This is a genomic window from Neolewinella aquimaris, assembly GCF_014197245.1.
Classification (GTDB): Bacteria; Bacteroidota; Bacteroidia; order Chitinophagales; family Saprospiraceae; genus Neolewinella; species Neolewinella aquimaris.
In genome coordinates, this window is the sequence record NZ_JACIFF010000002.1 from 428,558 (window position 1) to 455,535 (window position 26,978).

At 58.6% G+C, this 26,978-nt stretch carries 20 protein-coding genes; 7 read left to right on the forward strand and 13 right to left on the reverse strand.

What is annotated here, in order from left to right:
- Positions 1-197 precede the first annotated feature (197 nt).
- Positions 198-587: a translation initiation factor gene (locus tag GGR28_RS19020; RefSeq protein WP_246416374.1), complete on the forward strand. Its 390-nt coding sequence runs from the start codon at positions 198-200 to the stop codon at positions 585-587.
- Here GGR28_RS19020 and GGR28_RS06330 read toward each other — a convergent pair.
- Genes GGR28_RS06330 through GGR28_RS06340 form a run of 3 tightly spaced genes read right to left on the reverse strand, consistent with a single transcriptional unit; the run spans position 584 to position 5,275 of the window.
- Entirely contained in the window at positions 584-2,248 is a 1,665-nt protein-coding gene (locus tag GGR28_RS06330; RefSeq protein ID WP_183494898.1) for a glutamine--tRNA ligase/YqeY domain fusion protein, read from the reverse strand. The two genes, GGR28_RS19020 and GGR28_RS06330, sit on opposite strands and share 4 nt — an antisense overlap.
- Before the next feature lie 58 nt (positions 2,249-2,306).
- Positions 2,307-2,798, reverse strand: coding sequence for a 5-(carboxyamino)imidazole ribonucleotide mutase (gene purE / locus GGR28_RS06335; RefSeq protein WP_183494899.1), 492 nt, complete (start codon positions 2,796-2,798; stop codon positions 2,307-2,309).
- A gap of 38 nt (positions 2,799-2,836) precedes the next feature.
- Entirely contained in the window at positions 2,837-5,275 is a 2,439-nt protein-coding gene (locus GGR28_RS06340) for a TonB-dependent receptor domain-containing protein (protein ID WP_183494900.1), read from the reverse strand.
- Between the two features lie 209 nt (positions 5,276-5,484).
- Between GGR28_RS06340 and GGR28_RS06345 the strand changes: the two genes are divergently transcribed.
- Both GGR28_RS06345 and GGR28_RS06350 read left to right on the forward strand, forming a co-directional pair.
- The gene (locus GGR28_RS06345) at positions 5,485-6,594 is read left to right on the forward strand and encodes a sensor histidine kinase (protein ID WP_183494901.1); all 1,110 of its coding nucleotides are present in this window, start codon (positions 5,485-5,487) and stop codon (positions 6,592-6,594) included.
- On the forward strand, positions 6,524-7,261 hold the full coding sequence (locus tag GGR28_RS06350; protein WP_183494902.1) for a LytR/AlgR family response regulator transcription factor: 738 nt from the start codon (positions 6,524-6,526) through the stop codon (positions 7,259-7,261). The genes GGR28_RS06345 and GGR28_RS06350 overlap by 71 nt, the downstream gene beginning before the upstream one ends.
- An 18-nt stretch (positions 7,262-7,279) precedes the next feature.
- Here the strand turns inward: GGR28_RS06350 and GGR28_RS06355 are convergent, their stop codons facing one another.
- Positions 7,280-9,709, reverse strand: coding sequence for a TonB-dependent receptor domain-containing protein (locus tag GGR28_RS06355; protein WP_183494903.1), 2,430 nt, complete (start codon positions 9,707-9,709; stop codon positions 7,280-7,282).
- 304 nt (positions 9,710-10,013) lie between these two features.
- On the opposite strand from GGR28_RS06355, the gene GGR28_RS06360 reads away from it, so the two are divergent.
- Complete coding sequence (locus GGR28_RS06360; RefSeq protein WP_183494904.1) at positions 10,014-10,370, forward strand: MmcQ/YjbR family DNA-binding protein; 357 nt, start codon at positions 10,014-10,016, stop codon at positions 10,368-10,370.
- 116 nt (positions 10,371-10,486) lie between these two features.
- Positions 10,487-10,837: a hypothetical protein gene (locus tag GGR28_RS06365; protein WP_183494905.1), complete on the forward strand. Its 351-nt coding sequence runs from the start codon at positions 10,487-10,489 to the stop codon at positions 10,835-10,837.
- A gap of 69 nt (positions 10,838-10,906) precedes the next feature.
- Here the strand turns inward: GGR28_RS06365 and GGR28_RS06370 are convergent, their stop codons facing one another.
- The 5 genes from GGR28_RS06370 to GGR28_RS06390 all read right to left on the reverse strand — a co-directional run bounded on the left by GGR28_RS06370 (position 10,907) and on the right by GGR28_RS06390 (position 15,287).
- Positions 10,907-11,626, reverse strand: a complete 720-nt coding sequence (locus GGR28_RS06370) for an RluA family pseudouridine synthase (protein WP_183494906.1) — start codon at positions 11,624-11,626, stop codon at positions 10,907-10,909.
- A 204-nt stretch (positions 11,627-11,830) separates the two neighbouring features.
- On the reverse strand, positions 11,831-12,916 hold the full coding sequence (locus GGR28_RS06375; RefSeq protein ID WP_183494907.1) for a dipeptidase: 1,086 nt from the start codon (positions 12,914-12,916) through the stop codon (positions 11,831-11,833).
- A gap of 3 nt (positions 12,917-12,919) precedes the next feature.
- The gene (locus tag GGR28_RS06380; protein ID WP_183494908.1) at positions 12,920-14,032 is read right to left on the reverse strand and encodes an alanine racemase; all 1,113 of its coding nucleotides are present in this window, start codon (positions 14,030-14,032) and stop codon (positions 12,920-12,922) included.
- Complete coding sequence (locus tag GGR28_RS06385) at positions 14,029-14,421, reverse strand: RidA family protein (protein ID WP_183494909.1); 393 nt, start codon at positions 14,419-14,421, stop codon at positions 14,029-14,031. Before GGR28_RS06385 ends, GGR28_RS06380 begins: the two co-directional genes overlap by 4 nt.
- Before the next feature lie 2 nt (positions 14,422-14,423).
- Positions 14,424-15,287 carry a fumarylacetoacetate hydrolase family protein gene (locus tag GGR28_RS06390; RefSeq protein ID WP_183494910.1) on the reverse strand — a complete coding sequence of 288 codons (864 nt, stop codon included), beginning with the start codon at positions 15,285-15,287 and terminating at the stop codon, positions 14,424-14,426.
- A gap of 139 nt (positions 15,288-15,426) precedes the next feature.
- On the opposite strand from GGR28_RS06390, the gene GGR28_RS06395 reads away from it, so the two are divergent.
- Together GGR28_RS06395 and dnaE are read left to right on the forward strand one after the other, a co-directional pair.
- Positions 15,427-15,684, forward strand: coding sequence for a hypothetical protein (locus tag GGR28_RS06395; RefSeq protein WP_183494911.1), 258 nt, complete (start codon positions 15,427-15,429; stop codon positions 15,682-15,684).
- A gap of 191 nt (positions 15,685-15,875) precedes the next feature.
- Positions 15,876-19,415 (forward strand): DNA polymerase III subunit alpha, encoded by a 3,540-nt coding sequence (dnaE, locus tag GGR28_RS06400; protein WP_183494912.1) that lies wholly within the window; start codon positions 15,876-15,878, stop codon positions 19,413-19,415.
- A gap of 24 nt (positions 19,416-19,439) precedes the next feature.
- Here the strand turns inward: dnaE and GGR28_RS06405 are convergent, their stop codons facing one another.
- The 4 genes from GGR28_RS06405 to GGR28_RS06420 all read right to left on the reverse strand — a co-directional run bounded on the left by GGR28_RS06405 (position 19,440) and on the right by GGR28_RS06420 (position 26,899).
- Entirely contained in the window at positions 19,440-20,720 is a 1,281-nt protein-coding gene (locus GGR28_RS06405) for a Gfo/Idh/MocA family protein (protein ID WP_183494913.1), read from the reverse strand.
- Between the two features lie 94 nt (positions 20,721-20,814).
- The gene (locus GGR28_RS06410) at positions 20,815-21,975 is read right to left on the reverse strand and encodes a hypothetical protein (RefSeq protein ID WP_183494914.1); all 1,161 of its coding nucleotides are present in this window, start codon (positions 21,973-21,975) and stop codon (positions 20,815-20,817) included.
- Positions 21,976-22,219: 244 nt separating this feature from the next.
- The gene (locus GGR28_RS06415; protein ID WP_221233817.1) at positions 22,220-23,908 is read right to left on the reverse strand and encodes a RagB/SusD family nutrient uptake outer membrane protein; all 1,689 of its coding nucleotides are present in this window, start codon (positions 23,906-23,908) and stop codon (positions 22,220-22,222) included.
- A 12-nt stretch (positions 23,909-23,920) separates the two neighbouring features.
- Entirely contained in the window at positions 23,921-26,899 is a 2,979-nt protein-coding gene (locus GGR28_RS06420; protein WP_183494915.1) for a SusC/RagA family TonB-linked outer membrane protein, read from the reverse strand.
- Between the last annotated feature and the right edge of the window lie 79 nt (positions 26,900-26,978).

A 26,978-nucleotide genomic window follows, 5' to 3' on the forward strand; every position in this document is an offset into this window, starting at 1 on the left:
GTTACCCCGTGTGCTTAAGGCGCAAATTTTAGTGCTGTATACCGCGATCATGAGGTTTATCCCCCAGCGTCAACAAAGCATCCCAATGACCCGTAAATTTTACAGCATCTTTTCCCTGAAGTGCCCGACGTGTCACCGCGGAAGCCTCTTTCCGACCGGCTCTTTTTCCTTCATTCAGCCCATTCCTAACCCAACGCATGGCTAAAGCAAAGAAGAACTACAACTCCCCCGCCGCGCAGGACAATCCCTTCGCCGCCCTCACTAATCTCAATAACCTCCCGCCGCCGCCCGCCGATCTTCCCACTCGGGCAGAAGGCGAAGAAGGTGCACCGGAGGAAATGCAGTCGGATGCCCTGCGGGTTTACGTTGACCGCAAGTACCGCCGGGGCAAGGCCGCCACGCTGATCAAGGGGTTTACGGGCAGTGAAGATGCCCTCCAACAACTCGGCAAAACCCTAAAGGTGAGCTGCGGAGTCGGCGGCTCCGTTAAGGACGGAGAAATCATCATCCAGGGCGACCAGCGCGATCGGGTCATGGAGCTGTTGCTCGAGATGGGCTACCGCAATACCAAAAAGGCGGGGGGTTAGCCCTTAAATCCGGATTTTAGCCCCACCGTGAGGTTAAAGACCGGCTTGCCCGCAGCCGTATCCGGGTCTACCGTAAAGTAGCCTTGCCTTAAAAATTGAAAGCTCTCCCCCACTTCAGCCTCCGCGAGTGCCGGTTCCCCCTTTGCCGTAATTACTTGCAGGCTTTCCGGATTAATGAACTCCATGAAATCCTTCCCCTCGTGGTCCATGGGCGTCGGGTCGGTAAAGAGGGGCTGGTACATCCTAACTTCGATGTCGACGGCCGCCGGGGCACTAACCCAGTGTAGGGTACCCTTCGCCTTCACGCCGCTGGTGTCTTCCCCCGATTTCGATTCGGGGTAATAGGTACAGTTGATCTGGGTGACGTTGCCTTCGTCGTCTTCCTCGTGACCTTCACAGAGGATGATATACGCGCTCTTAAGGCGCACGTCCTTTCCGGGGGCCAGACGGTAGTACTTCCGATTCTGGGGCTCCTTGCGGTAGTCTTCCCGCTCTACGTAGAGTTCTCTGCTGAACGGCAGCTGGCGCGTTCCGTGGCTTTCGTCTTCGGGATTGTTCTCCGTCTCGAGCAGTTCGGTTTGCCCCTCGGGATAGTTCGTAATTACGAGCTTGACGGGATCGAGCACGGCCATGTAGCGATCGGCATTCCGGTTCATCACCTCCCGCACCTTAAATTCCAGGAGATCAAGGGTTTGCTGACTATCGCGGCGGGTGACGCCGGTGTCCATGCAGAAGTTGCGGATGGCCTCAGGGGGGTATCCCTTTCGGCGTAGCCCGGCCAGGGTGCTCATACGGGCATCGTCCCAGCCGCTTACCACGCCCTCCTCAATCAGCAACTTCAATTTACGCTTGGAGGTGATGAAGTAGTCGACGTTCATCCGGGCAAACTCGATCTGCCGACTGGGGAAGATTTCCAGCGCCTCGATCAGCCAGTTGTACAGATCGCGGTGGTGGCGAAACTCCAGGCTGCACAGCGAGTGAGTGATTTTCTCGATGGAGTCGCTCTGCCCGTGGGCAAAGTCGTAGAGGGGATAGATGCACCAGTCTTCGCCCGTGCGGTGGTGTGCCTCGTGCTTGATGCGGTAGAGGACGGGGTCGCGCAGCAGCAGATTCGGGTGCGCCATATCAATTTTTGCCCGCAGGACCCGGCTACCGTCCGGAAATTCGCCCGCGCGCATGCGCTCGAACAGGTCGCGGTTTTCCGCCGGACTGCGATCACGGTAGGGGCTATTGGTGCCCGGTACGCCGATGTCTCCCTTCTGGGCTTCGATCTCCGTGGCAGTCGACTCGTCTACGTAGGCCAGCCCCTTGTCGATCAGTTTGAGGGCAAGCTGGTACAACTCTTCAAAATAGTCGGAGGCATACCGGGTTTCTCCCTCCCATTCGTAGCCGAGCCAACGGATGTCGTGCTGGATGTTGTCGACGAATTGCGTCTCCTCGGTACTCGGATTGGTGTCGTCCATGCGCAGGTTGGTCCTCCCACCAAATTTCTTGGCCGTCTCGAAATTGATCACGATCGCCTTAGCGTGGCCGATGTGCAGGTAGCCGTTCGGCTCGGGAGGGAAGCGGGTATGGATACGACCGCCGTGCTTGCCGTTGTTGAGGTCCTCAATGATGGATTCCTCAATGAAGTTATCGGCGGTGTGAGAAGGGCTGGACATGGGTATAAATAATTGAAGGGGCAAAGGTACTAACCGCCCGGCGTGCAGGCCACCAACCCTACTGCCAACCCTCCCGCTCCAGCCGATTATATTTCACCTCCACCGCGGCCCGCAGCTGCTCCTGGTAATCCGCCATCTTCCGGCGAATGTCCTCGTCCTGGGCCCCGAGAATGCGCGCGGCAAGGAGGCCGGCGTTTTTGGCCCCGTCGAGCGCTACGGTAGCGACGGGAATGCCCCCCGGCATCTGGAGGATGGAGAGTACGGAGTCCCAGCCGTCGATGCTGTTGCGGCTTTTGATGGGTACCCCGATCACGGGCAGTGGAGTCAGGCTGGCCACCATGCCGGGAAGGTGTGCCGCGCCGCCTGCTCCCGCCACGATCACTTGCACCCCGCGCGCCGCCGCCCCCTTGGCATACGCATAGAGCCGGTCTGGGGTACGGTGTGCGGAGACGACGGTCACTTCCACTTCGATCCCGAAATCGGTAAGCACTTCGGCGGCTTCCCGCATCACCGGAAGGTCGGAATCGGAGCCCATAATGATTGATACCATGGCTGAATCTTTAGGCGGGCAAGGTACGCCACGGGCCACTACCCCCCGACCCGGCGCGCCGCTTCCTCCAGCCCCGTATTCCGCTTGCGACTTTTAACCTTTTGGTTGCCAAAGGAATAGCTGAGACTCAGGGCGATCCGGCGGCTGTCCCAGTTCCCGCTGCCCTCACTGTAGAGTCCGTCGAATTCGCTGTAGCCGTCCCAGCCGGCAGTGTAGAAGAGATCGTTGCCGCTGAGCTTCACGTTGAGCTGGTCGTTCAGGAATTTGCGCTGCAAACCGACGTTCAGTGCACCCAGTTCGTTGTAGCGGAACACGCCACCCCACACGCCGGGACCGGAGAAGTAGCCGCCGATCTCCGCAGTGAAATCGCCCGGCAGGTTGATGGTATTCTGTACGTAGAAGTTGTAGCTAAACACCCGGACGTCAATCGTGGCCCCGTCGCCGTAGTCGGCCTGGTTATTGATGTGGCTCGCCGAAGCATTCACGTAGAGGTTCCATTTTTCGGTAAGCTGGGCCGGAACGCTCGCGTTGAAGGAGTAGACCTGCTGGGAAGCCAGGTTGTCCCAGCTCACGAAGCCCGCTCGGGGATCCTCATCGTCGGGCCCGATGAGGCGGGTGATCTGATTTGCCGTATTGCTGTACGCCAGTTTGAAGTTGTAGCGGTACTTGTGGGTGTAGCCGAGTTCAAGATTGTCCACGATCTCGGGATTGAGGAAAGGATTGCCGCGCTCGTAACTCAGCTGACTGATCTGCTGGCGGAAGGGGTTGAGCACGTTGTAGTCCGGCCGGTTGATGCGGCGACCGTAGGCGAGGTTAATGGTGTTTCCCTCCTGAGCATTCAGGCTGTACGTAAGGCCGGCGTTCGGAAACAGGCTGACGTAGTCGATCTCGACCGGAGGCTCCTGCAAATCGGCGCGGAAGGGAGAAAGCAAACCGGTGGCATCGGTGATCTCGGTGCGCAGGCCGGCGGTGTACTTCCAGCGCTCGCCCAGACTTCCGCTGTAACTCACGTAAGCGGCGTAGACGTCCTCTGAGTAGTCGAACTGGTTGCTGCGGCGGTCGTCCAGTATTCGCTCTCCCGCGGCATCGGGTACCACTTCGTAAAAGAGGAAGGTATTGTAGGTGCGCACCCGCGAGAACTTACCTCCGGCGCTCAGGGTACCGCCCGCGAGGGGCTGCTCGTAGTCGGTCTGGGCCGTATAGATATCAATGTCGGTCGGCGTATCGAAGTAGTTGTAAAGACTGGTGAGCGGCGATCCATTGGCGGTGAAGTAGCGGTTGGACTGGTCGGCAAGGTTGTCGTTGCGGAAGCGGCCGTAGTCGAGATCGACGTTCAGGGTCTGCCCCTCGCCGATGACGTAGCGATAATTGAGGTTGACCGTGCTCTGATTACGGCTCCCGTTGCGCAGGCCGCGCGCCCGCAGGGTGCTGTCGAACACTTCCCTACCGGCTTCCTGGTCGTAGATGTCGATGTCGTCGATGGTTCGCGACCGGGAGTCGTTAAACCGCCCACCCACCAAAATGCCCAGCGTATGGTCTTCGTGGAGCGAAACATCGGCGCCCAGGCGGTAGGAAAGCGTGTGGGAATTGCTGATGCCGTGGATGTATTCGTCCATGCGCAGGTCGTTCTGGAAGGCGTTGAGGAGCGTCGTATTGTAGTACGAACCGTCGTTGTAGCCGGCATTGCCGAAGACGTTGAGCCAGCGGTTGCGGTAGTTGCCGTTGGCGTCCAGGCTTCCCCGGAAGTAGCGTCCCTGGCTGCCGTTCAGGCTGACACTGCCGTTGGCCCCCTCATCCTCGGCCTTCTTCAGGCGGATGTCGATGATGCCGGCGTTGCCTTCAGCCTCGTAGCGGGCACCGGGATTGGTGATGATGTCGATGCGGTCGATCTGCTCCGCATTCAGGTTGCGCAGGTAATTGCTGAGGGCGTCGCCGGAAAGGGGCAGGCGGCGGCCGTCGACGTACAGCAGCACGCCGGAGCGACTCAGTACGTTGATGTTGTCGTTGTTGTCCACGGTTACGCCGGGAGCTTTCCTGAGTAGGTCCAGGCCGGTATTGCCCGCGGCATTGATGGTGCCCTCTACGTTGAATACGGTCCGGTCGGGCTTTACCTCCACCAGGGCGCGGCGGGCGGTCACGGTCGCTTCGGCGAGTTCCACCGCGGCGGGAGCCATTTTTAGGATACCAAAGTCGGCGTCCTCATTCAACGACAGCGCGGACCGGCGCAGTTCCGGGGCCCCGAGGAAAGTGACGGACAGGTCGTACGTATCGGACGGGACATTCTCCATGCGAAAAAGTCCGGATTCATCGGTCGTTTCCACCTTCACGAGACTGGAATCGGCGGATAGGTACAGGGCCACGTTAGCAAAACCGACGGGGGCGCCTTCGGCATCCTGCACCTGACCGCGCAGACTGATTTGGGCGGGTACGCAGGTACAAAGAAAAAGGGCAAGTGCAAGGGTAAGTTGGTATTTCATAGATCGATTGTTGGTCAAGTCGTTGATTACCACAAAATTAGAATTACCGTCTACGGCCTGCACAAAGCATTCGATGGACGGCCACCAGCGGTAGATGAGTGTATAATTCAGGGACGATTAAGTGCGGGCATGGTTGCTCGACCCGTTCAATTGGCTGTTCGTCGGACCACCCCGACACGGTCCCCACCGAAGACCGTATCATTGTAGGCATGAACTTCGGGCGCAATTGGCCGTGGCGGGAATTACTACTGGTGGCCGGACTGTATCTGGTCTTCGGAGGCTTCTACATGCTGGCCATTTATTACTCCTCCCCGCCGGAATACCGGGGCACCCTGAGCTACCGGATCCTCTACCTCGATTATCCGCTAAAGGCCCTTTATACCCTGCCGGTGTGGTACCTGACCTTTCGGGTCTTCGCCCGGTGGAGTCTGCTGAGCAAGGTCGCGCTGAACGTGGTCCTGCTACCGGTGTGGGTCAAGGGATGGCAGTGGACCTACTACTGGCTCTGCGATACCTTCTTCGGCGGCGGCCACTTGGTTGGTTCCGGGGAGTGGTGGGACGTCTACATTCCCGCCCTGTTTTACGTGCTGCAGTTCGGCATCTTTCACTCGTGGACGTACTATCAAGACCTGCGGGTAGCGGAGGTTGCCCGGGCGGAGGCTTCGCGCATGGCCCTGCACAGCGAACTCAGCGCGCTGAAGGCCCAGCTCAACCCCCACTTCCTCTACAACGCCTTCAATACCATCAGCGCCTCCACGGGGCCGGGGCAGGAGCGCACCCGCGATATGATCGCCCAGCTGAGCGACCTGTTTCGCTACCAACTGCGCGCCAACCGGGAAAACCAACTGCCGCTACGGTCCGAGCTACAATTCGTGACCGACTACCTGGCCCTCGAACGGGCCCGCTTCGGCGACCGCCTGACCTACGAAATTAGCGTAGGGGACCCCAAGCTTTATGACGCCCTCCTGCCCCCGCTGTTGCTGCAGCCGCTCGTGGAAAATGCCGTACGCCACGGGCTGTTGCCCCTCATGGAGGGAGGTAGCATCCGGATTACTGCACGTATGGAGTCCGACCGACTGAGCCTGTCCGTGACCGACGACGGGGCGGGCTTTATTTTGGAGGAAGTTAGTTACGGCTACGGCATCCAGAATACCCGGCGGCGGCTCGCTTTGCTGTTTGACGCCGATCTGATCATCTCCAGTTCCCCCGGTCGGGGTACCACCTGTACGTTCTCCATCCCCATTGCCCATGCTCCACAAAGCTCTCGTGATCGACGACGAAGCGCCCGCCCGCAAGCTGCTGCAGGAATACCTGAGTGACTTTCCCGAACTGATCGTGGTGGGTGAGGCAGCCAATGGAGTCGATGCCCTCAGGCTGATCGCGGAACACGAACCGGAGATCATCTTCCTCGATATCCAAATGCCCGGATTGACCGGACTGGAAGTACTTGCCCGACTGGACGAACTGCCCATGATCATCTTCACGACGGCCTACGATCAGTATGCACTGGAAGCCTTTGAACTCCACGCGGTGGATTATCTGCTCAAGCCGTACTCCAAATCCCGCTTCGCCCGGGCGGTAAATCGCCTGTCCCTACGTAGCCAGCCGGCGCAACCGAACGTCGCCCGCCTCGCCCAGCAACTGCGCGACGACAGCACCCGCTACCCCGACCGCATCATGGTACCCCGGGCCAATAAGTACGTCGCCCTTCCGGTAGCCGAAATCCTATGTATCCGGGCCGAAGGGGATTACTCCACGATCGTGACGCCGGAGCGCACTTTCCTTAGTCAGTACAGTCTGAAGGAAACCGAGCAGCGGTTGGACCCGGCCCAGTTTTTACGGATTCACCGGTCGACGATCATCAACCGTTCCGCCATCGTAGAAATTTACCGGGAGGGGCACGGGTACGACCTGGTGCTATCAAACGGAGAACTGGTCCGGGCCAGCCGCGGATTCGCGGAGGTAGTGAAGGACCTGCTGTTCTGAATTTGCCCGGACGTTGGCTTACTTTACTCGACCCGCGGCCTCGTCCAGTCCGGTATCGCGGCGACGACTTCTCACCTTCTGATTCCCGAAATCGTAACTGAGGCTGAGACCCGCGCGGCGGCTGTCCCGGCGAATGACTCCCTGGGTGTACAGTCCGTTGAAATCGCTCTCTCCCCGAATGATTGCCGTGTAGAAGATGTCGTTGAGCGTAAGCTTGGCACTGAGCTGATCGCCGAGAAAGCGGCGCTGGAGCCCGACGTTGACCACCCCAAGGTCCTGGTACTTAAAGGTACCGCCCGAGATGCCCGGTCCGAGGTACTGTCCGGTGAGCTCGGCGGTGAACTGACCGGGCAGCGTGAAGGTGTTCTGAAGCACGGCCCGGTAATTGAACTGCTGTACGTCGACCACCCCATCTTCGCCGTAGTCCGCTTGGTTGTTGATGTAGCTGGCCGAAGCGTTGGTGTAGGCGCGCCACCAGGGCGTCACCTGCACCGGAGCACTGGCATTAAGGCTGTACACGACCTGTTCCGCCAAGTTAGCGTAGGTAATGAAGCCGGCCTGGGGGTTGATGGGATCGGGGTTGAACAACTGCGCGATCTGGTCGGTGGTGCGGCTGTAGGCCGCCTTGAAGTTGTAGCGTTTAGCCAGGGTAAAGGCCAGCTCCAGGTTGTTGGCGATCTCGGGCTGCAGGAAGGGGTTGCCGCGCTCGTAACTCAGTTCGTTGAGCTGTACGCGGAAGGGGTTAAGGACGTTGTAGTCCGGGCGGTTGATCCGGCGGCCGTAGCGCAGGCTAAGGGTGTTTCCCGAGGCAAAGGCGTAGGTCAGTCCGGCATTAGGGAACAGACTGAGGTAGTGAAAGGCTACCGGCGTCTCCGGATCGACGTTCGCAAACGGGAACAGCTCCCCGGTGGCGTCGGTCATCTCCATACGCAGCCCGGTGTTGTAGCTCAGGTTTTCGTTGAGGTTACCGGTGAAGGCCAGGTAGGCCGCGGCCACGTTCTCCATGTAACTGAACCGGTTGCTGTTGGGGGAAACGAACTCCCGGTCGCTGCCGAACACATCGTAAAAGAGAAAGGCATTATTGGTGCCTACGTGGGTGAACTTTGCTCCCGCGCTCGCCGCCCCGAAGCTTACGGGAAAATTGTAATCCAGCCGTGCCGTGTAGATGTCGATATCGATTGGGGTGTCGAAGTAGTTGTCGGAGACGCTGAGCAGTTCGCCGTCGGGACTGAAGTAGCGGTTGGGCTGATCGATCAGGTTGTCGTTGCGGTAGCGGCCGTAGTCGAGATCGACGTTGAGGCCGTGGCCGTCCGCGATCGCGAAGTTGTAGTTGAGGTTGAAGGTATTCTGATTGTGGTCTTCCCGGTCGTACACGGAGGCCCGCAGGATGCTGTCGGGGCGAATACTGGCGATCATATTCTGGCGAAGGGTATACACTTCGGTGCTGTTGACCACCCGGCGCCGGCCGTCCTGGTACTGGCCCGTAAAGAGCAGCCCCAGGGTGTGTCGCTTGCCGAGGTAAAAATCAGCACCCGCCCGCAGGGAGGGAGACTGGGTGTAGGGACGGCTCAGCAACGCATCGACGAGGTAAAATCCGTTCTGCGCACTCCGGAAATCGTTGTCGGTATAGCTGTCGTTCGATGTGTAATTGACGCTCCCGAAAATATTCATGCGGCGACTGCGGTAGTTGCCGCTGGCGGTGAGGGAGTAAACCGTATAGCGGCCCTGGCTTCCGGAGGCAGCAAGCGAACCGTTGGTGCCCTCGTTTTCCGCTTTCTTCAGCCGGATGTCGATGATACCGGCATTGCCTTCGGACTCATAGCGCGCGCCCGGACTGGTGATGATCTCAATGCGGTCCACCCGCTCGGCCGTCAGGTTGCGGAGGTAGCTGCTGAGCTCGCTTCCGCTGAGCGGGATGCGCTTGCCGTCAACGTACAGCAGTACACCGTTGCGGCCCAGGACACCGATGTTGTCGTTGATGCCTACGTCTACCCCGGGGGCCTTGCGTAGGAGGTCGAGGGCGTCATTTCCGGCGGCGTTGATCGTGCCCTGGACATTGAAGATGGTGCGGTCCGGCTTCACTTCCACCAGGGTCCGGGTGGCGGTTACGGTAGCTCCACTGAGGTCGATTCCCCCCGCAGTGAGTGACAGTGTGCCCAGGTCCAGGTCCTGGTGGATGGCCAGTCCGGCGCGCCTCAGATCGGCAGATCCCAGGTAGCTGATGACCACGGTGTAGGTATTATCGGGTAGGTTATTGATGCGGAAATCCCCGTCGTTGTCCGTCGTTTCCGCCTTAAACAGACTGGAATCGTTGGCTAAGTAGAGTGCCACGTTGGCGTAGGCTATGGCTTCACCTTCGGCATTCTCTACGTGGCCCGTCAGACTGAATTGGGCGTGGACGCAGGAGCAAAAAAGTATGGCAAAAGCAAAAAAAACGGTGGTTTTCATGTTGGGTTAGGTGTCAACGACCGGCGGCTAGGGGCCTAAAGATAGACGATCCGACGTTGGTGGTGGGTGGCATCAGGGGTGGCAATACAGCGATTTACCTACTTCCCCGATATTTGTTACGCTAACAAACCCGATGATGTCGGTTTCTTGACGAAATGACAAAAAATTGGTATAAACTATTGATTATATAATATGAGGGCGCGGCGCCCGGATCAGGAACAATTACCGACATAGCCCCGGACCGGCGGACAATTACACATCGTTAAAATCGCAAAGTATGATAACGGCAACCTACCTTTAGTTGGTGGACCTTAACACGTTTCTTACCTACTGCCTTGCCAAACCAGGCGTCACCGAAACCCTTCCTTTCGGACCCGATACCCTCGTGATGAAGGTAGCCGGTAAAATGTTTGCCCTTACTGGCCTCGACGAAACCGACTTCCGCCTCAACCTCAAGTGCGACCCCGAACGATCGCTGCAACTGCGCGACCGCTACCCGGACGTCATCATTCCCGGCTGGCACATGAACAAGAAACACTGGAATACGGTGTACGTCGAGCAAGGCGGGCTTCCCGATAGCCTGGTGACCGAGCTGATCGATCACAGCTACGCACTGGTGGTGGCCTCACTCCCCAAAAAGACCAGGGAAAGTCTGGAGTGATGCACCCGCCCCCGCCGCAGTACAACGCTGCCTCCCCGATAGCTATCGGGGCGCTAGCACAAAGCGGCCTCCGGCCGCGCTCATTACCGTCTCACCCCAAACACTTCAATCAGTCTATGTCACACCTCTACACCAAACTCATCGGCGAAGCGCTAAATCCCGACCTGGTGGTGAGATTTCCCGAAATCAAAAAGATATCGAAGTACAAGAACGTAGATAAATACAATGCCAACTGGTCGCCGGTCATAGATAATGCTCCGCATCTACACGCAGCCATCGATCAACACCTTGATGAGTTGCTCAGGGCTCACGATACCCTAACGCAGCTGGGCGTGACCGAGCGCGTTTTATACGTCACGGTGACCGAGAGTCTTCAGGGAAACTTTGAGCTAAGTGAGGAGCAGGTACAAAAGCTTGCCAGCTTGAATGCCGCACTAGCGGTGACGGTGGTTTACCGCAAAGCGTAATCGACCAGATTCGCTCGCTCCTCCCCCATCCACCTTGATCCCGCGCTCCGCCGCCCAAACGTCGCTCTCCTACCCCAGTTTTCCCAACTGCTTTACCATGGCCCGCATGTCCTTCGGCAGTTCCGCTTCGAAGTGCAGCCATTCTTCCGTAACCGGATGGGTGAAGCCGAGGCGGGAAGCGTGGAGGGGTACCCGGGAAAGTAAGGGGCGCTCGACCTCGTGCTTGCCCTTGTTGTAGCGCCTGCCCTTTATCTCGGAGAGCATAAACTCGGTGCGTTTGCCGTAGAAGGGGTCCACGATGAGCGGGTTGCCGATGTAGGCCAGGTGGACGCGGATCTGGTGGGTGCGCCCCGTAAAGATCTGGACGCCGACCAGGCTGAAGCGGCCGAAGGTTTCCATCACCTTGTAGTCGGTGCGGGCGAATTTTCCGTTGCGGTTGGTGACCATCATTTGTCCGACCTTGCTGGGGTGCGGTGCGATGGGTTCATCGATGGTTGCCTCGTCGGGGTCGGGGGTGCCGTCGACCAGGGCCAGGTACACCTTCTCCACGTCCCGCGCCTCAAACTGCATGCTCAGCGACCGGTGGGCCTCCGGGGTACGCGCGAAGACCAGCACCCCGGTCGTCGGCCGGTCGAGGCGGTGAACGGGGATGATGTGGCCGTACTTTTCGGCCAGCATATGCTTCAGGTTCGGCAGTTCGGGGTCGTGGCGATCGGGTACGGTGAGTACGTCGGCGGGCTTGTCGACTACGACGAGGTGGTCGTCCTGGTGGAGGATCGGAAGTTTCATCGGCGCAAGGTACGGTCGGACGGGTATAGCGGTCGGACGGGTATAGCGGTCGGACGGGTTTAGCGGTCGGACGGGGTGACCCCGTCCGGAATTCGAAATCGCCGACGGGGTCACCCCGTCCGACGGCTTAAGCGGTCCCACCGCTAAAGCCGTCGGACCGCTCCCGCAGCAAAGACGATTGGCTTCACCGCTTCGCTCGTCCTGTCACAATTTACCAAGCATCCGCAGCCAGTTCCCCGAAAAGATCTTCTCCCGGTCTGATACAGAGTAACCCCGCCGCTCCAATAAGGGACCAAGCTTCTGCAAATCGGCGATGGTATCGAGGTCACAGGGCGACTGCTCCGTACCAAAGAGGCCATCCAGGTCGCTGCCGATGCCAATGTGGTCGCAATTACCGGCCAGCTGACAGATGTGCTCGAAATGGTCGATGATTTTTTCCAGCCCGATTTTCAACACATGCGGGTCGTCTTTTCCCCGGACAAAGCCGGGTTGCAGCATCCACACATCGAGGGCACCACCGATCACGCCGCCCCGCTCGATGACGCGTTTGAGCTGATCGTCGCTGAACTGCCGCTCCCCGGCGACCAGGGCACGGCAATTTTGGTGACTGGCAATGACCGGCCCGTGAAAAACATCCAGGGCTTCGTAGAATCCCCGATCCGTCAGGTGAGTCAGGTCGAGCAGGATATCGAGGTCGTTCATCTCCCGCAGCAACTCCCGGCCCGCCGAGGTCAGTCCGCTACCGTCGTGGTGGGTACCAGCGGCATAGCGGCCCGGACCGAAGTGCGCCGGCCCGATCGACCGCAATCCCCGCTCATAAAACCAGTGGAGGTGATCGAGCGTGGCAATCGAATCGGCCCCCTCCAGGGCAAGCACGTAACCCACGGGCAGCTGGGTGGTATCTTCCTCACGCCCCCACCGGCTGACGTGGGCAGTCAGCTCCGTGGCGTTTTTAATTTGCACCATCTCTCCCTGCGCCTCCATCTGGCGGTACCACGCCAGCTGCCGCCGGGCGTCGGCGAAGGCCTGAGCGGGAGAATGCCAGCCGGGCAAGCGTACCGTAGAGGGTTTAGAATCCGGCGGCTGCACCCGGGCAATCATGGTGGCAAACACCAGCCCTACCCCACCCCGCCGAAGATCCGGTAACGCAACGGTGCCCCGACCGCGATCGGGGTGGTCGGTCCAGCCGAGGGCGCGCTCCCGTTCCCGGATCGCGTGGACCGGCTGCGTAAGATCCCGGTTGTACGCCATGGCATTGGTGGCCAGATCGAGGTGGGCATCGACGATCATTAATCAGACGGTGATTCTGCGGTTGCGGGCCACTACCGACCAGGGCTCTTCTACCTTACCGTCAATGACCGGTAGCAATTCTTCGTACAGGTTGACGGTAGGACACACGTGCCACGGGATGGCATAAAACGCCTGACCCACCCGGTACCTACGGCTATCGGGCACGGTCAGCACCAGGTGTTCCTCCGACTGCAGCCGAATCTCGTAGTGGTCGATCTTCGGAAAGACCACCCGCGGCTGGGGCGGATCGGCGGCCACCGCCTTCGACCCGAGGTCAAAGCAAATGGTGTGCTCATCGATGATCGAAATGATGCGCGATAAAATAAGCGCAGCCGGCTCGAAGGGCAGCTCCGGAAACTGCTTGCCGTAGCCCGCATCCCATAGATAAAAGGTGCCCGGACTTACCGTCGTATTCGGCTTACCGATGTAGTAAGGAAAGGTAGGAGAGCCGGCCATGACCAATTCCAGATCTCCCAATAATGGTCCCGCCTCTTTGCGCAATGCATCAACTTCCCGGTAGACCGCCGCCGTCCGCACCTCCCGCACTTCGGTCTCCGTATCCCGAATGTGGCCGTCGTAGACGTGCAGTCCGCGCACCCGAATACCGGATAGGGCTACCACCTGTTCGAGCAGTTGCATCACCTCCGCAGGCCTGATGCCCGTACGGTCCATGCCTACGTTGACATCAATGTAAACGGATTGTGGATGGGCGAAAAACAGGTCGGAAAGCATCCTCGCGGTCACCGCATTATCGATCAAGCTGGCAAATTCGGTAGCCGGATAAAGGCTACACAACTCCCGCCACCGCCGCGCCTTCACCGCCGAGAGCTGGTAACTGAGTAAGACTTCCGCCGCCCCCGCCGCGCCGAGCATTTCACCCTCGCTTACGGTACTGCACTTGAAGCGCGTGATGTTCCGGGCCAGCGCCATATCGACAATCTCGCGGCACTTTACCGTTTTGATGTGGGGCCGCAGGCAGTTTCCCTGGGGGGTATCCGTCATGGCGACCGCCCGGTCGATGTTCTGGGCGATGACCTCCGGAAAGACCAGCAGGGCCGGAGAGTCGACTTCATCCAGTACGTCCAGTCGGTAGCGTTCGTCCAGCCCTACGGTCATGATACGTCGAGTTTCGCGATCACGTCGATCTCGACCTTGATGCCGTTCTTGAGTCCCGACTGTACGGTCGTCCGGGCGGGCCGCACACCGGTAAAGTAAGTGGCGTACACCGCATTAAAGCGGTCGAAGTCGTCGCTATCGGCCAGGTGGACGGTGCTCTTCACTACGTTCTCCATCGACGCCCCACCGGCTTCCAGGATGGCTTTGATGTTATTAAGTACCTGCCGGGTTTCCTCCTCGATGGTGCCGAGGGCGTAGGTGGAAGTGGAAAAATCCATCGGCGTCTGTCCACTTACGAAGAGCAGGTCGCCGACGATCAGTCCGTCGGAATACGCGCCGGTACTAAAATCTTCCTTCCGCTGTGGGTGAGTGATGCGTTGCTTATTCATGATTAATTCTTCTGATATGCTTTCACTTCCTGGCGGGAGGTGCCGAGTCCGTCGATGCCCAGTTCGACCACGTCGCCGGCCTTCAGGAAGCGATTTGGTTTCATGCCGAGCCCGACGCCGCTGGGGGTACCGGTACTGATCACGTCACCCGGCAGCAGGGTCATGAAGCGGCTGATGTAGCTGATGCACTGCGGCAGATTGAAGATGAAGTCGGCCGTGGTGCTGTCCTGCACCTTCTCGTCGTTCACCTTCAGCCACAGGCGCAGGCTGTGCGGATCGGAAATTTCGTCGGCCGTCGCGATCCAGGGGCCGAGAGGCGCGAAGGTATCGGCACTTTTGCCCTTCACCCACTGTCCGCCCCGCTCGATCTGGAAGGCGCGTTCGCTCACGTCGTTGTGCAGTACGTAGCCGACCACATGGTCCATGGCTTCTTCCTCCGTCACGTAGCTAGCACGCTTACCGATCACGACGGCCAGCTCGACCTCCCAGTCGGTTTTCGTGCTGTCCTTCGGCAAAACGATCGGATCGTAGGGGCCCGTGATCGCCGAAGTAGCCTTCATAAAGATCACCGGTTCGGTGGGCGGCTGCGCACCGGTCTCGGCGGCGTGGGCGGCGTAATTCATCCCTACGCACACGATCTTCGACGGCCGGGCACAGGGCGCTACCAGGCGGGCCTCGGCGCTTATTTGCGGACAATTTTCCTCGTGGTCGGTCAGCCACTCGGCCAGTCTGCGGGGGCCGTCCGTGCCGAAGAAATGTTCGTTGTAGTCTTCACCGAAGCCGGAAACGTCGATGCGGCTGCCGTCGGCGCGCTGTACGCCTGGTTTCGGCGCCGCGGAGGGTAGTTGGAAGCGAATTAATTTCATGGTGCGAAAGATAGCATTCCCGCGGTAACCCGACTTAGCCCGCTCATCCCCAATTGCCTGGCACCCGCGTCCCCGCCAAACATATGGGAGCATTGGGCGGTAACGCAGGAGCAACGAACGCACTAAAAGCAATGCACCCATGGTAGAAACCCTGATCCACTCCACCCTCAATGCCCTGGCCCAGCCCGCCAACCGTAAAAACGGCATCCAAAAGGCTATCCTCGAATTCCTCCGACCCGCCTTCTCCGACGAAGAAGAATACGCCACCATCTCCGCCGACCCCACCGACGAAGAAGCCGTAGACCTCATCCACGAACGCCTCGACGACTACCTCACCGGTGAGCCCGACCGCATCGAAAAGCTGGAGGATATTTTGGATAGGCAGGATGGGTTGTAGAGGGTTAGTTCGTTGGTCGGTTAGTTCGTTAGGCTTTTAGTACGGAAGGCATACGGAATTAGGATTCACTAAGTGGCCAATCGACTAACGAACTAATTAACTAATGCACTAACCGACTATTCTGTGGATAACTTTTTGTTTGAAAACCTTGTTTTCTGGGTACCTTGCCGGGGCCGAAAAGTCCTACCGAAATGCCCGAATTTTGCCACTTACATTGCCACACTCAGTATTCCTTGCTCGACGGAGCGTCCGAGATCGGGGTGATGATGGACAAGGCGGTGGCGGATGGGCAGAAGGGCGTCGCGCTGACCGATCACGGAAATATGTTCGGGGCGTTCAAGTTTGTGGCCGAGGCCGATAAGCGGGGCATCAAGCCGATGGTGGGGTGCGAGTTTTACCTGGTTGATGATCGGCACAAGAAGGCGTTTAGTCGGGCCAACGGTGAGCGGGACAAGCGGTATCACCAACTCATGCTGGCTAAGAATAAGCAGGGGTACCAGAACCTCGCTAAACTGTGTAGTCTCGGGTACATTGAAGGGCTGTACGGTAAGTATCCGCGCATCGATAAGTCGCTCATCGCACAGTACAGTGAGGGGGTGATCGCCAGCAGTTGCTGCATCGGGGCGGAGCTTCCCCAGTTACTGATGCAGGGGAAGGACGATGAGGCCGAGACCGCCCTGAAGTGGTGGCTCGACATCTTCGGCGAAGATTACTACATCGAGCTGCAGCGTCACCGGGGACTGGACAACATCGACAACCTCGGCGTGAGCCAGGAGGACATCAACCAGAAATTGCTGCGACTGGCCCGTAAGCACAACGTCAAGGTCATCTGCACCAACGACAGCCACTACGTAGAGGAAGAAGATTACCTGCCCCACGACATTTTGCTGTGCGTGAATACGGGTAGCCTCATGGAAGACATGAGCCGCTTCAAGTTTCCGAGCTCCGATTTTTACTTTAAGTCGCAGCGCGAAATGGGTCAGCTGTTCCAGGACGTACCGGAGAGCGTGGCCAACACCATGGAGATCCACGACAAGATCGAGCACCTGAAGTTGACCAGCGACGTACTGCTGCCCAACTTCCCGATGCCGGCCGGATTCAAGACCCAGGACGACTACCTGCGCCACCTCACCTACGAGGGAGCCAAGAAGCGGTACGGAGAACTGACGGCGGTGGTCACGGAGCGACTGGATTTCGAGCTCGAAGTCATTAAAGCCTCCGGTTACCCCGGCTACTTCCTGATCGTGCAGGACTTTACCGATGCTGCCCGGAAAATGGGTGTGAGTGTTGGCCCGGGTCGTGGTTCGGCGGCGGGGTCAGCGGTGGCCTACTGTACCGGAATTACGAACATCGACCCCATTAAGTACGACCTCCTCTTCGAGCGATTCCTGAATCCGGAGCGGGTGTCCATGCCCGATATTGACATCGACTTCGACGACGTGGGCCGCCAGAAGGTGATCGATTACGTGATCGATAAGTACGGCCAACAACAGGTGGCGCAGATCATCACCTACGGCACCATGGCGGCGCGTTCCTCCCTGCGTGACGTGGGCCGGGTAATGGACGTACCATTGGGTGAAGTGGACAAGGTAGCCAAATCCTTCCCCGTCCAACTGGGGGCCACCCTCCGGGACGTGCTTGCGCCCAAAGACATTCACCCCAAGCTAAAGAGCAAGCTCAACGGCGACGACAAGGAGAAGGCCTACCGCTTTCGACAGATGGCGGAACAGGACGACCAGATCGGTGAGATGATCCGTACGGCCGGTAAGCTGGAGGGCAGCATCCGCAACACGGGCGTACACGCCTGCGGCGTAGTGATCACGCCTACCCCGGTGACCGACCACGTACCCGTAACGGCGGACAAGGACACGGGGATGTACATCAGTCAGTTCGACAACTCGGTCGCGGAAACCGCCGGTCTGTTGAAGATGGACTTCCTCGGCCTAAAGACACTCAGCATCATCAAGGATGCGCTGGTGATGGTGAAGGAAAACCACGGCATCGACATCGACATCGATGCCATTCCACTGGACGACGAACTGACCTACGCGCTCTTCCAGCGGGGCGAGACGAACGGCATCTTCCAGTACGAGTCGGGGGGGATGCAGAAGCACATGAAGAACCTCAAGCCGACGACCTTCGACGACTTGATCGCCATGAACGCCCTGTACCGGCCCGGCCCCCTTGAGTACATCCCCGAATTCATCGAACGAAAGCACGGGCGCAAGCCGATCGTGTACACCCTCGAAGCGGAGGAACAGTACCTGAAGGAGACCTTCGGTATTTACGTCTACCAGGAGCAGATCATGCTGCTGTCGCAGTCGATCGCCGGATTCTCCCGCGGACAGGCCGACGTGCTCCGCAAGGCCATGGGTAAGAAGCAGAAGGCGGTACTCGACAAGATGTACCCCACCTTCATCGAGGGCGGAAAGGCCAAGGGCCACCCCGAAGACAAGCTCGGCAAGATCTGGAAGGACTGGGAAGCCTTCGCCTCCTACGCCTTCAACAAATCGCACTCCACCTGCTACGCCTTCGTGGCTTACCAGACTGCCTACCTGAAGGCCCACTACCCCGGCGAGTATATGTCGGCGGTACTGACCCACAACAAGTCGGACATCGGCAAGCTGACCTTCTTCCTCAAGGAATGTAAGCGGATGAACGTACCGGTACTCGGGCCCGACATTAACGAAAGCCAGTCGGAGTTTGCAGTGAATAAGGCCGGCGCCATTCGCATCGGCATGACGGCCCTCCGGGGTGTCGGTGAGGGGCCAGTAGAAGAGATTTTACGCGCCCGGGCGGAGAAAGGCCCGTTTCAATCGGTCTTCCACCTGATGCAGCGCGTAGAGCCCGGCACGGTGAACAAGCGGGTACTGGAAGCCCTGGTCGATGCCGGTGCCTTCGACTGCTTCGCGTCGGTGCACCGCGCCCAGTATTTCGCGCCCAGTGAGAAGTACGACAGCTACCTGGAGCACGTAACGAAGTACGCCAACGCTTACCAGAGTCAGTTGGCTTCGGCAGCCTCGTCGCTCTTCGGCGCGATGCAGGAGGAAGTATTGCCCGACGAACCCTCCCCGCCGGAAGCGCGCGAGTGGAACTTGCCCGAAAAGCTGATGCGGGAAAAGGAGGTGACCGGCATTTACGTCAGCGGTCACCCGCTCGACGGCTACAAGCTCGAGATCGACAACTACGTCACCTGCTCCCTGGGCGAGCTCGACCCGCAGAAGTACGGCAAGATCACCCTCCGACTGGCCGGAATGATCAGCGGCGCCCGCCACATGGTGAGCAAGAACGGCAACGGCTGGGGAATCTTCGAACTGAGCGACTTCGACGAAATGATCGAGTTCAAACTCTTCGGGGAAGATTACGAGAAGTATAAGCACGTCCTCAACCAGGGCAAGGCCGTTTTCGTAAAGGCCAACTACCGTCCTAAATGGAACAGCGACGAAGTAGAAATTAGCGTGAGCGAGGTCAAACTTCTGGAGGGCATCGGTCGGGAAATGACGGAAGCCATTATCCTAAAATTGCCCCTGCGCGACCTCAGCACCGAACTCGTCATCTCCCTCGACGAACTGTGCCAGAAGTACCAGGGCCGGCAAAAGCTGCGGATGGTCTTCTACGACGCCGAAGACGACCTAAAGCTGAAGATGTACAGCCTCAAGCGAATGGTGGATGCGGATACCGAGTTCATCAACGAGATCGAACGGTTGGGGATCAAATACCGGGTCGCGTGACCAACAAATTCGTGCGAAAACTGCCTATCCCAGACTCATCCGGTAATACGGACCGAGCAAGCGATTTGCCCTGCGATTGTTGGTGATTCTCTCCGTCTTCGGATCCCAGACCAGCGGCTTTCCGAGACGGTAGGCGATGTTAGCCAGGGTACACACCGATGCGGTCCGGTGACCCGTTTCGACGGGGCAGTTTACCGTTCCTTCACCGCGTATGGCGGCAAACCATTCGGCAAAATGGGCTTGGTTGGCACCTCCGGGAATGCGCTGGGGTCCGTCGCCGAAGCCGATCAAGCCTTCGATGCTGCTATCCAAAATGCCCCGGCTTACGTCCAGGGTTCCCTCACTTCCCACGAAGCGGACCGCATTGCCACGTCCGAACTGACGGTGGGTGACTTTCACGCCGTCGTCGTAAAAATAGGTGAGCCCCTCTTTTGCATCGCCCGTAGGCACGTAGAACTGGGTGGGTCCCGTGTCGTCTTTTTGGAGGGCCCACTGTACGATGTCGAACATGTGGGCTCCCCAGTCGGTGATCATGCCGCCACCAAACTCGGCGTAATCGCGCCATTTGCCCCAAATATTCATTTCGCGGGTCGGCAGCAGACTGGGATGGTAGGGTCGCGTTACCGTAGGCCCGATCCAGGACGCCCAATCGAGACCGTCGGGCACGTTCTCCCCCTCCAGGTCGAAGGGAACTGGCGGCGGACCGATGCTGACAATGGCCTCACGGATTTCACCAATTTCTCCGGCCTGAATAAGCTTCACGGCATGGCGGAAATTATACATCGAGCGTTGCATGCTACCCGTTTGGAGCACCTTGCCGCTGGTATTTACCGCATCGACCATGGCCCGCCCCTCCTCAATGGTGTGCGCCAGCGGCTTTTCGCAGTAGACGTGAAGACCCTTTTCAAGTGCCGCAATACAGATCGGCGCGTGCTGGTGATCGGGCGTAGCGATCAGTACGGCGTCCAAGCCGGAATGGTCGATCAGCTCCCGGTAATCGGCGTAGGTGGCGATCTCCGGAGCCGCTCCCGCCCCGCTGGCGGCGTGCTCCTCCCGTCGGGCATTAGTGAAGTACCCTAGTTGGGCCGCGTGTACATCACAGGCCGCAACGACCTTTACCCCGTCCATTTTCGACAGTACGCCGCTGAGCCCGTTGGCCTGTCGTCCGCAGCCGATGACCCCGATTTGCAGGTCGGCGTTCGGGCTACCCTTTCCCGGAAGTCCCGCACGCATCCAGGACGGAATCAGGGTGAAGGAAACTACGGCGGCGGCGGTACGGATAACGGTTCGGCGAGTGTGGGTCACGGGTAGTGGTTTATCGCGGAAGATAGCTCGCTCCATCGGAATTTGGAGAGGAAACCGGGGGGCTTTTCCGCCGAAATGATGCGCCTCGCCCCAATCAACGGATGCGGTAGATGACCATCACCCGCACATCCCAGAAGGCGGTAGCGAAGTAGGCATACTCCCGCAATAAATCCCACTGCCGCCCGCCCTGAATTTCGGCGGACCATCGCTGCTTCTGAAGGCCGGCGGCGAGGCCGACCTGATAATTCCACCGCGGTTTGAGGGTGTGGGTGTACGTATCGCCCCCCCGGGTATAGATCACACCGTTGAGAGGTGCCTGGACCATACCCAGCGCGCGAATAGTGGCCGCGGAATGGGTAGACAAATGGATATAGCGCGTAAACCCGAAGGGCACATTGATCAACTGTAGTTGGACGGCCGTCGCTTCCGCAGGCGGAGCCAGGGAGTTGCTGTGAATCCGCTGGTAGTGTGCGCCAAAGTAGACGGCCCACCGCTGTTTGGCCAGGGGAAGGATCCGCTCCACCGTAAGGCCGATCGATTGGGAGTAAGTCGTTCCTACCGGCTTGTCGCTTCCGGCCAGGAGGTGTCGGGTCGGGCCGGTATAAAGTCCTAGCCCCGCGCTGAGCCAAACCCGCAGAGGTGAGGAAGTAGGCGCGGGCCGGTAGGTCACCGAGGGGGATCCGGTACAAGCGTTGTAGGATTGAAAGTAGTCCGTCAGGTCATCCCGCTTATACTTCAGCGTATGTAGGGTACTGTTGCTTTCCGCGCAGTGCACTCCATACTGTAGCTGTCCGCGGTAGTTGTGCTGGGTGATGATCTTGCGTTCCTTAAGATAGCGACGGTCCACGAGCTGCACGGGCGTATCCGATGCCAGCCGGTAAAAGTAGCGTTTGCGGTCACCCGCTTCCCAGTAGAACAGGTCCGCTTCACCATCCACGACGTACTCCAGAAATACCCGTTCGGTTACCCACTGGGGCTTCGGGTGGTGGTCCAGGCCGGCGGTGTGATCGCGCGAAGAGTCGATCTCCACCTTAGCGGTGAGGTAACGCAGGCTTCCGTCGGTAAGGCCGAACTCCGCGACCGTAGTCACGTCACCGGTGCGCAGCTCGTCGGCGGCGGTCCGGTACTTGAACTTTGTCGGATTGTCCACCCAGCCGAAATCATACAATTCGATCTCCTGGCGTAGGCCTCCGTGATCGATGAGGTAACCGGGTTGGTAGGTAGCCTGGCCGGTAAGCAATAAGCACGACCACATAAGCACCGTGAGTAAAACAATTCTAAGCATACAATCAAGTCCGTTTCATGAGAGATAACCATAGGTCACGCGCGACCTGTCTACTTGCCTAACGCTCACTAACCCACCGATCATCTTATCCTCCCGATTTTAGCATTCGTCGTAGGTGGCGGCGGCGCGCGGGAGCAAACAAAAAAGCCAGACCGAGCAATTGCACTCGATCTGGCTTTCATTACAGTAGTAGCCGTCGTGACTCGGCGATCAACTAGTTATTATACCCGGTATTCTGCGGATAGCCGCCCAGTGTCCGGTCAATCTGATTCTGCGGGACCGGGCGGACGACGTGGTAATCCTGGATGTTGGGTCCACCTTCCGGGTTGTACCGCCGCACGCGCTCGACCAGGGTCATGGTACGCGTCAGGTCGAACCAGCGGTGTCCTTCGCCAACGAGCTCGCGGGCACGCTCATCGAGCAGGAAGTCAAGGCTGACGTCTCCGGCGGTGATTTTAATGTCCTCCTCCATGCCTTCGACGGCCGAGCGGACACGGATCACGTTGATGTCTTCCGCTGCTCCTTCCAGGTTCCCCTGCTTAAAGCGTGCTTCGGCACGGATCAGGTAGGCATCACCGAGGCGCATAAGGAGGAAATCACGTTGTCCTTGCGTATGTTGACGGTTTGGGCGGGTGGGGTCCAGCCACTTCTTTAGGGAGGGAAACTTCCGTTCGGTATACTCATCATCGGTGTACACCAGGTACGGGGTTCTGTCCTGCCGCGCCTGCGACCACTCATCATTCATTTGGGGACCGGGGATATAGACGGCCGTATCACCTAGTCCGAATTTAGGTTGTCCTGCAGTGCCGTATCCTTTGGCTGCTTCCTCCTCGCTCCAGGTCGGGATGGTCGATTCGTTATTGGCGTACCAAGTATGCTTGAACGACTTATCGTAGCGAGTATCGATGGAGCGGTCCCAGAGGTTGAGAGTATACTCCGTGGGGCGGAAACGCTTCCAGGGGCGGCCGTTCTCGATATCACGGGTCATGCCGGGCAGGTTGTCGTATTCCATGAGGAAGTAGAGGTGACCGCGGTGACCTTCGCCGTCGATGCCTTCGTCAACCTGCGACTTGGAGTTTTGTATCGCGAAGACCACTTCCGAATTTTGCTCGTTACCGATGTCCCAGAGCGCTTCGAAGTCATCTAGTAGCTCAAAATCATAGTCTTCGATGACCTGGGTCATTAGGCTCTCAGCGCGTGCGGCATCGTTGCCGTCGGCGAAGCTCGTATAACTGCGGCGCAGGAGTACCTTGGCGAGCAGAAACTGAGCGGCCGGCTTGGTTGCCCTGCCGTAGTCGTCCTGAGCATCCGGCAAGTTGGCGATGGCGAACTCCAGATCGGGAATGATGGCCTGAGCGTAGATCTCCGACTGCGGCGTACGGTTGGCTTCGACCTCTACCCCCTGAGTTTCCTCCAGAGTGAGGTGTGCATCGCCGTAGATGCGAACCAGATCAAAGTAATACAGTCCCCGGAGAAAGCGGACCTCCGCGATACGGGCCGTTTTGACTTCTTCGGAAACAACCTCCAATCCCTCGGATCGATTGATCACGGCATTGGCTTGGTTAATGCCCCGGTACAGGTCACGCCAAGTATCGCGAATGAATCCATCCGATCCGTTGAGGCGTCCGTCGTAGGCATTAATTCCCTTAAAACTGCCGTCCGCACCGTTCGTATAGGTATCGGTACCGAAGACGGTCATGGTGAATCCCCGTTCTACCCCGTAGAAGGGTTTCATGAATGAATAAGTGGCCTTTACGGCATCTTCGAATCCGCCGGCGGTGGGATAATAAGTAGCCGCCGAAACGCCGGAGATGAGTTCTTCCTCGAGGTAACTGTCGCAGGAGGTAGTATAGGTGCCCAGTCCAGTGAGGAGCAGCGCGTATAAAAAGTGCTTGATTTTCACGGTTGTGCTATTTTAGAAGGTGGCGCGTACGCCAGCCAGGATGATCTTGGTACTTGGGATAACGTCGTTTTGCGAGGGATCCTGGAGTTCGGGGTCGAAGCTTTCGTACTTCGAGCTGAACCAGAGGTTCTGCCCCGATACGTACAACCGCAGGCGGGAAAGTCCCAGCCGGGTGATCAGGTTATCGGGAAGTTCGTACCCCAGGGTGACGTTGCGCAACTTCATGAAGCTGCCGTCGAAGTAGGTGAGGGTCGACCCGTTACGTGGGCTCTCCTGGTTCTCGTTCGGCCGCGGATTGGCGTTGGTCGGATTGTCGATCGTCCAGTAGTCTACGTCGAGGTTGTTGTAGCGAGCAAACAGGCTGTTGTTACTGCCGTGGAAACGGCTGGAGATCATTTGTCCCTGACGGAAGAACAGGAAGAAGGAAAGGTCAACGCCCCGGTACTCGAAGCGGTTGGTGAGGCCGCCGAAGTAATCGGGTACGTCGGACCCGAGAATGACCCGGTCTGCGGGGGTAATCACACCGTCGCCATCTACGTCGTCGAGCTTGATCTCGCCTGGCACCTTGTTTTCGCGGCTGTCGGCCAGCTCCACTTCTCCGGTCTGGTAGATGCCGGTCTTGCGGTAATCGAAGAAGACATTGATGGGCTGTCCGATAAACCACTGGTTGCCCACGTCGTCGAGCGGCTCGCCATCTTCGTCAAACAGGGCGAGTTCGGTGATTTTTTCCCGGTAGCCCGAGATGTTGAAGTCTATGTCCCAGTTGAGTCCCGTAGCACTGTTGAGGATACCCGCGCCAAGTACCAGTTCGGCACCGGTTGTACGGGTCGCGCCGACATTTTGGAGGATGCTGGAGTAGCCGGAGGTGGGCGGCAGGTTGCGCGCCAGGAGGAGATTCTCGGTGTTCGTCCGGTAAACTTCGAACGACGCATTGAAGCGACCGTTCAGGACGTCAATGTCGAGACCTGCATTTAGGGTTTTGGACACCTCCCAGCCGAGCTCGGAGTTTGGAATGTCGCGCAGCGCGAATCCGAAGGCGGGGCTTTCGTCCCAGGCGTAAACCGTACGCTGTAGTCCACCCTGCGTTTGGTAAGGATCGACGGAAGTGTTACCTACCTCGCCGTAGCTGGCGCGGAGCTTCAGTCCGTTCAACCAGGTGAGGTTCTGCATGAAGGGTTCCGCGCCGACGCGCCAGCCGACCGAGATGCCCGGGAAGTAATTCCACTGGTTGCCGGCGGCAAGGCGGCTGGAGCCATCCGCGCGCAAGCTGGCCTGCAACAGGTACTTACCGTTAACGGCGTAGTTCACGCGGCCCATGAAGGAGGCGAGTTGCCATTCGGTTAGGCCCGAGGCGATGTCGCCCTTGACCTCGCCGGTCGACAGGTTGTAAAACAACTGGCTTTCGTACGGCAGGTTGGATACGCTGGCGAACTCACCCTCCGTCCGAAGGCTCTGGATGGACTGCAGCAACGTAACACCCAATTCATCGTTGGCACCGATCGTGCGGTTGTAATTCAGGATGTTTTCCAGGGTGTAGCCGAAGTCCTGCTCGTACTGCGTACTGGCATCGGCGGGACCACCCCGGTTGTTGTTGGTGAGGCTACCGTTGAAGGCACCCCTGCGGTAGTAGCGGATGTCGGGACCGAAGTTGGTGGTGAAGACCAGTCCTTCCGCAATGTTCGCCTTCAGGTAGATCGGGGCGAAGATCCGGGTGACGCGGCGGTCGTCGACTACGGCATTCGGCACCAGCTCGGAGAGTGGATTGGTACGGATACCGTCGTTGGTGGGTAGGAAGCGCACCGAACCGTCGTCGTTGTAAGCCACACCGAGTGGGTTGTTGGCAAGGGCCTCGAAGATGGTGGCGGTAGATCCGAAGTTCTGGAGCGAGTTAGATACGGTAAAGGAGATACCAGCCTGGAAAATACGGCCGATCTTCTGGTCCAGGTTCACCCGGGCGGTGAAGCGGCGGAAGTCCATGTTGGAGATGATGCCCTTCTCGTCGAAGTAGCCCAGCGACATATTAAATTGGGTATTTTCGGTACCTCCGCGCACGCCGAGCTGGTGGTTGGTCTGCCAACCGTCGCCGATCACCAGGTCCTGAAAGTCGGTGCTGCGGCCCATCGCGATGCTTTCCAGTTCGGTGGGATCCTGGAAAACGTCCTCATCCGCCGGAATGGCTCCGTTCCAGCCGTCGCGCTGACTCTCGCGCTTGAGGTCGGCGAATTCCGAGCCGTTCATCATGTCTACCGTATTCAGGGCACTGGTGCCGCCGTAGTAGCCGTCGTAGCTGACGATGGTACGGCCGGCCGATCCCCGCTTCGTGGTCACGATGATGACGCCGTTGGAACCCCGGCTACCGTAAATGGCAGTGGCCGCAGCATCCTTCAGGATCTCCATCGACTCGATGTCCTGGGGGTTGATGTCCGCAATGGCACTCGTACCCGAGGTCTGGGGGATGCCGTCGATCACGAACAACGGATCGTTGGAAGCGGAGAGCGAGCGCCGGCCGCGCACCCGGATACTTGGGTTAGCACCGGGTCTTCCGCCGGGGCTTACGATGTCTACTCCGCTGACCTGTCCCTGCATGGCGGTAACCCCGCTGGAGGTCGCGATTTTCTTGATCTGCTCGTCGTCAAGACTGGCAATGGCGCCGGTTACGTCGCGCTTTTTCTGGATACCGTAGCCGACGACCACCACTTCGTCCAGTGTTTCGGCGTCTTCCAGCAGCACGATCTCAAAGGACGTTTGGTTTCCGACCTGGATGATCTGGCTTTCGTAGCCGGTGTACGTAACTATAAGGTGTGGATCGTCTCCGGTAACGTTGATGGAAAAGTTGCCGTCGATATCAGTAACGGTACCGGTATTGGTTCCTTCGATGAGTACGGTGGCCCCGATGAGGGCCTCCCCGGCTTCATCGGTGATGACGCCGGTGACCTGAGCGCTGAGCACGGTAATCCAGCCCCAGCAGAGGAGGAGTAAAATTGTTCGCATGATAACGTTAAGCTAGTGTGAGATAGTTGATTCTTTCGAACCTAGTGAAATTCGAGAATAAATATACCCAATATTAAGA

Coding starts and splice junctions, on each gene's coding strand:
- GGR28_RS06350 (WP_183494902.1), top strand. CDS start 6,524: ATGCTCCACAAAGCTCTCGTGATCGACGACGAAGCGCCCGCCCGCAAG.
- GGR28_RS06345 (WP_183494901.1), top strand. CDS start 5,485: ATGAACTTCGGGCGCAATTGGCCGTGGCGGGAATTACTACTGGTGGCC.
- GGR28_RS06340 (WP_183494900.1), bottom strand. CDS start 5,275: ATGAAATACCAACTTACCCTTGCACTTGCCCTTTTTCTTTGTACCTGC.
- GGR28_RS06390 (WP_183494910.1), bottom strand. CDS start 15,287: ATGAAATTAATTCGCTTCCAACTACCCTCCGCGGCGCCGAAACCAGGC.
- GGR28_RS06355 (WP_183494903.1), bottom strand. CDS start 9,709: ATGAAAACCACCGTTTTTTTTGCTTTTGCCATACTTTTTTGCTCCTGC.
- GGR28_RS06395 (WP_183494911.1), top strand. CDS start 15,427: ATGGTAGAAACCCTGATCCACTCCACCCTCAATGCCCTGGCCCAGCCC.
- dnaE (WP_183494912.1), top strand. CDS start 15,876: ATGCCCGAATTTTGCCACTTACATTGCCACACTCAGTATTCCTTGCTC.
- GGR28_RS06410 (WP_183494914.1), bottom strand. CDS start 21,975: ATGTGGTCGTGCTTATTGCTTACCGGCCAGGCTACCTACCAACCCGGT.
- GGR28_RS19020 (WP_246416374.1), top strand. CDS start 198: ATGGCTAAAGCAAAGAAGAACTACAACTCCCCCGCCGCGCAGGACAAT.
- GGR28_RS06330 (WP_183494898.1), bottom strand. CDS start 2,248: ATGTCCAGCCCTTCTCACACCGCCGATAACTTCATTGAGGAATCCATC.
- GGR28_RS06370 (WP_183494906.1), bottom strand. CDS start 11,626: ATGAAACTTCCGATCCTCCACCAGGACGACCACCTCGTCGTAGTCGAC.
- GGR28_RS06380 (WP_183494908.1), bottom strand. CDS start 14,032: ATGACCGTAGGGCTGGACGAACGCTACCGACTGGACGTACTGGATGAA.
- GGR28_RS06385 (WP_183494909.1), bottom strand. CDS start 14,421: ATGAATAAGCAACGCATCACTCACCCACAGCGGAAGGAAGATTTTAGT.
- GGR28_RS06365 (WP_183494905.1), top strand. CDS start 10,487: ATGTCACACCTCTACACCAAACTCATCGGCGAAGCGCTAAATCCCGAC.
- GGR28_RS06375 (WP_183494907.1), bottom strand. CDS start 12,916: ATGATCGTCGATGCCCACCTCGATCTGGCCACCAATGCCATGGCGTAC.
- purE (WP_183494899.1), bottom strand. CDS start 2,798: ATGGTATCAATCATTATGGGCTCCGATTCCGACCTTCCGGTGATGCGG.
- GGR28_RS06420 (WP_183494915.1), bottom strand. CDS start 26,899: ATGCGAACAATTTTACTCCTCCTCTGCTGGGGCTGGATTACCGTGCTC.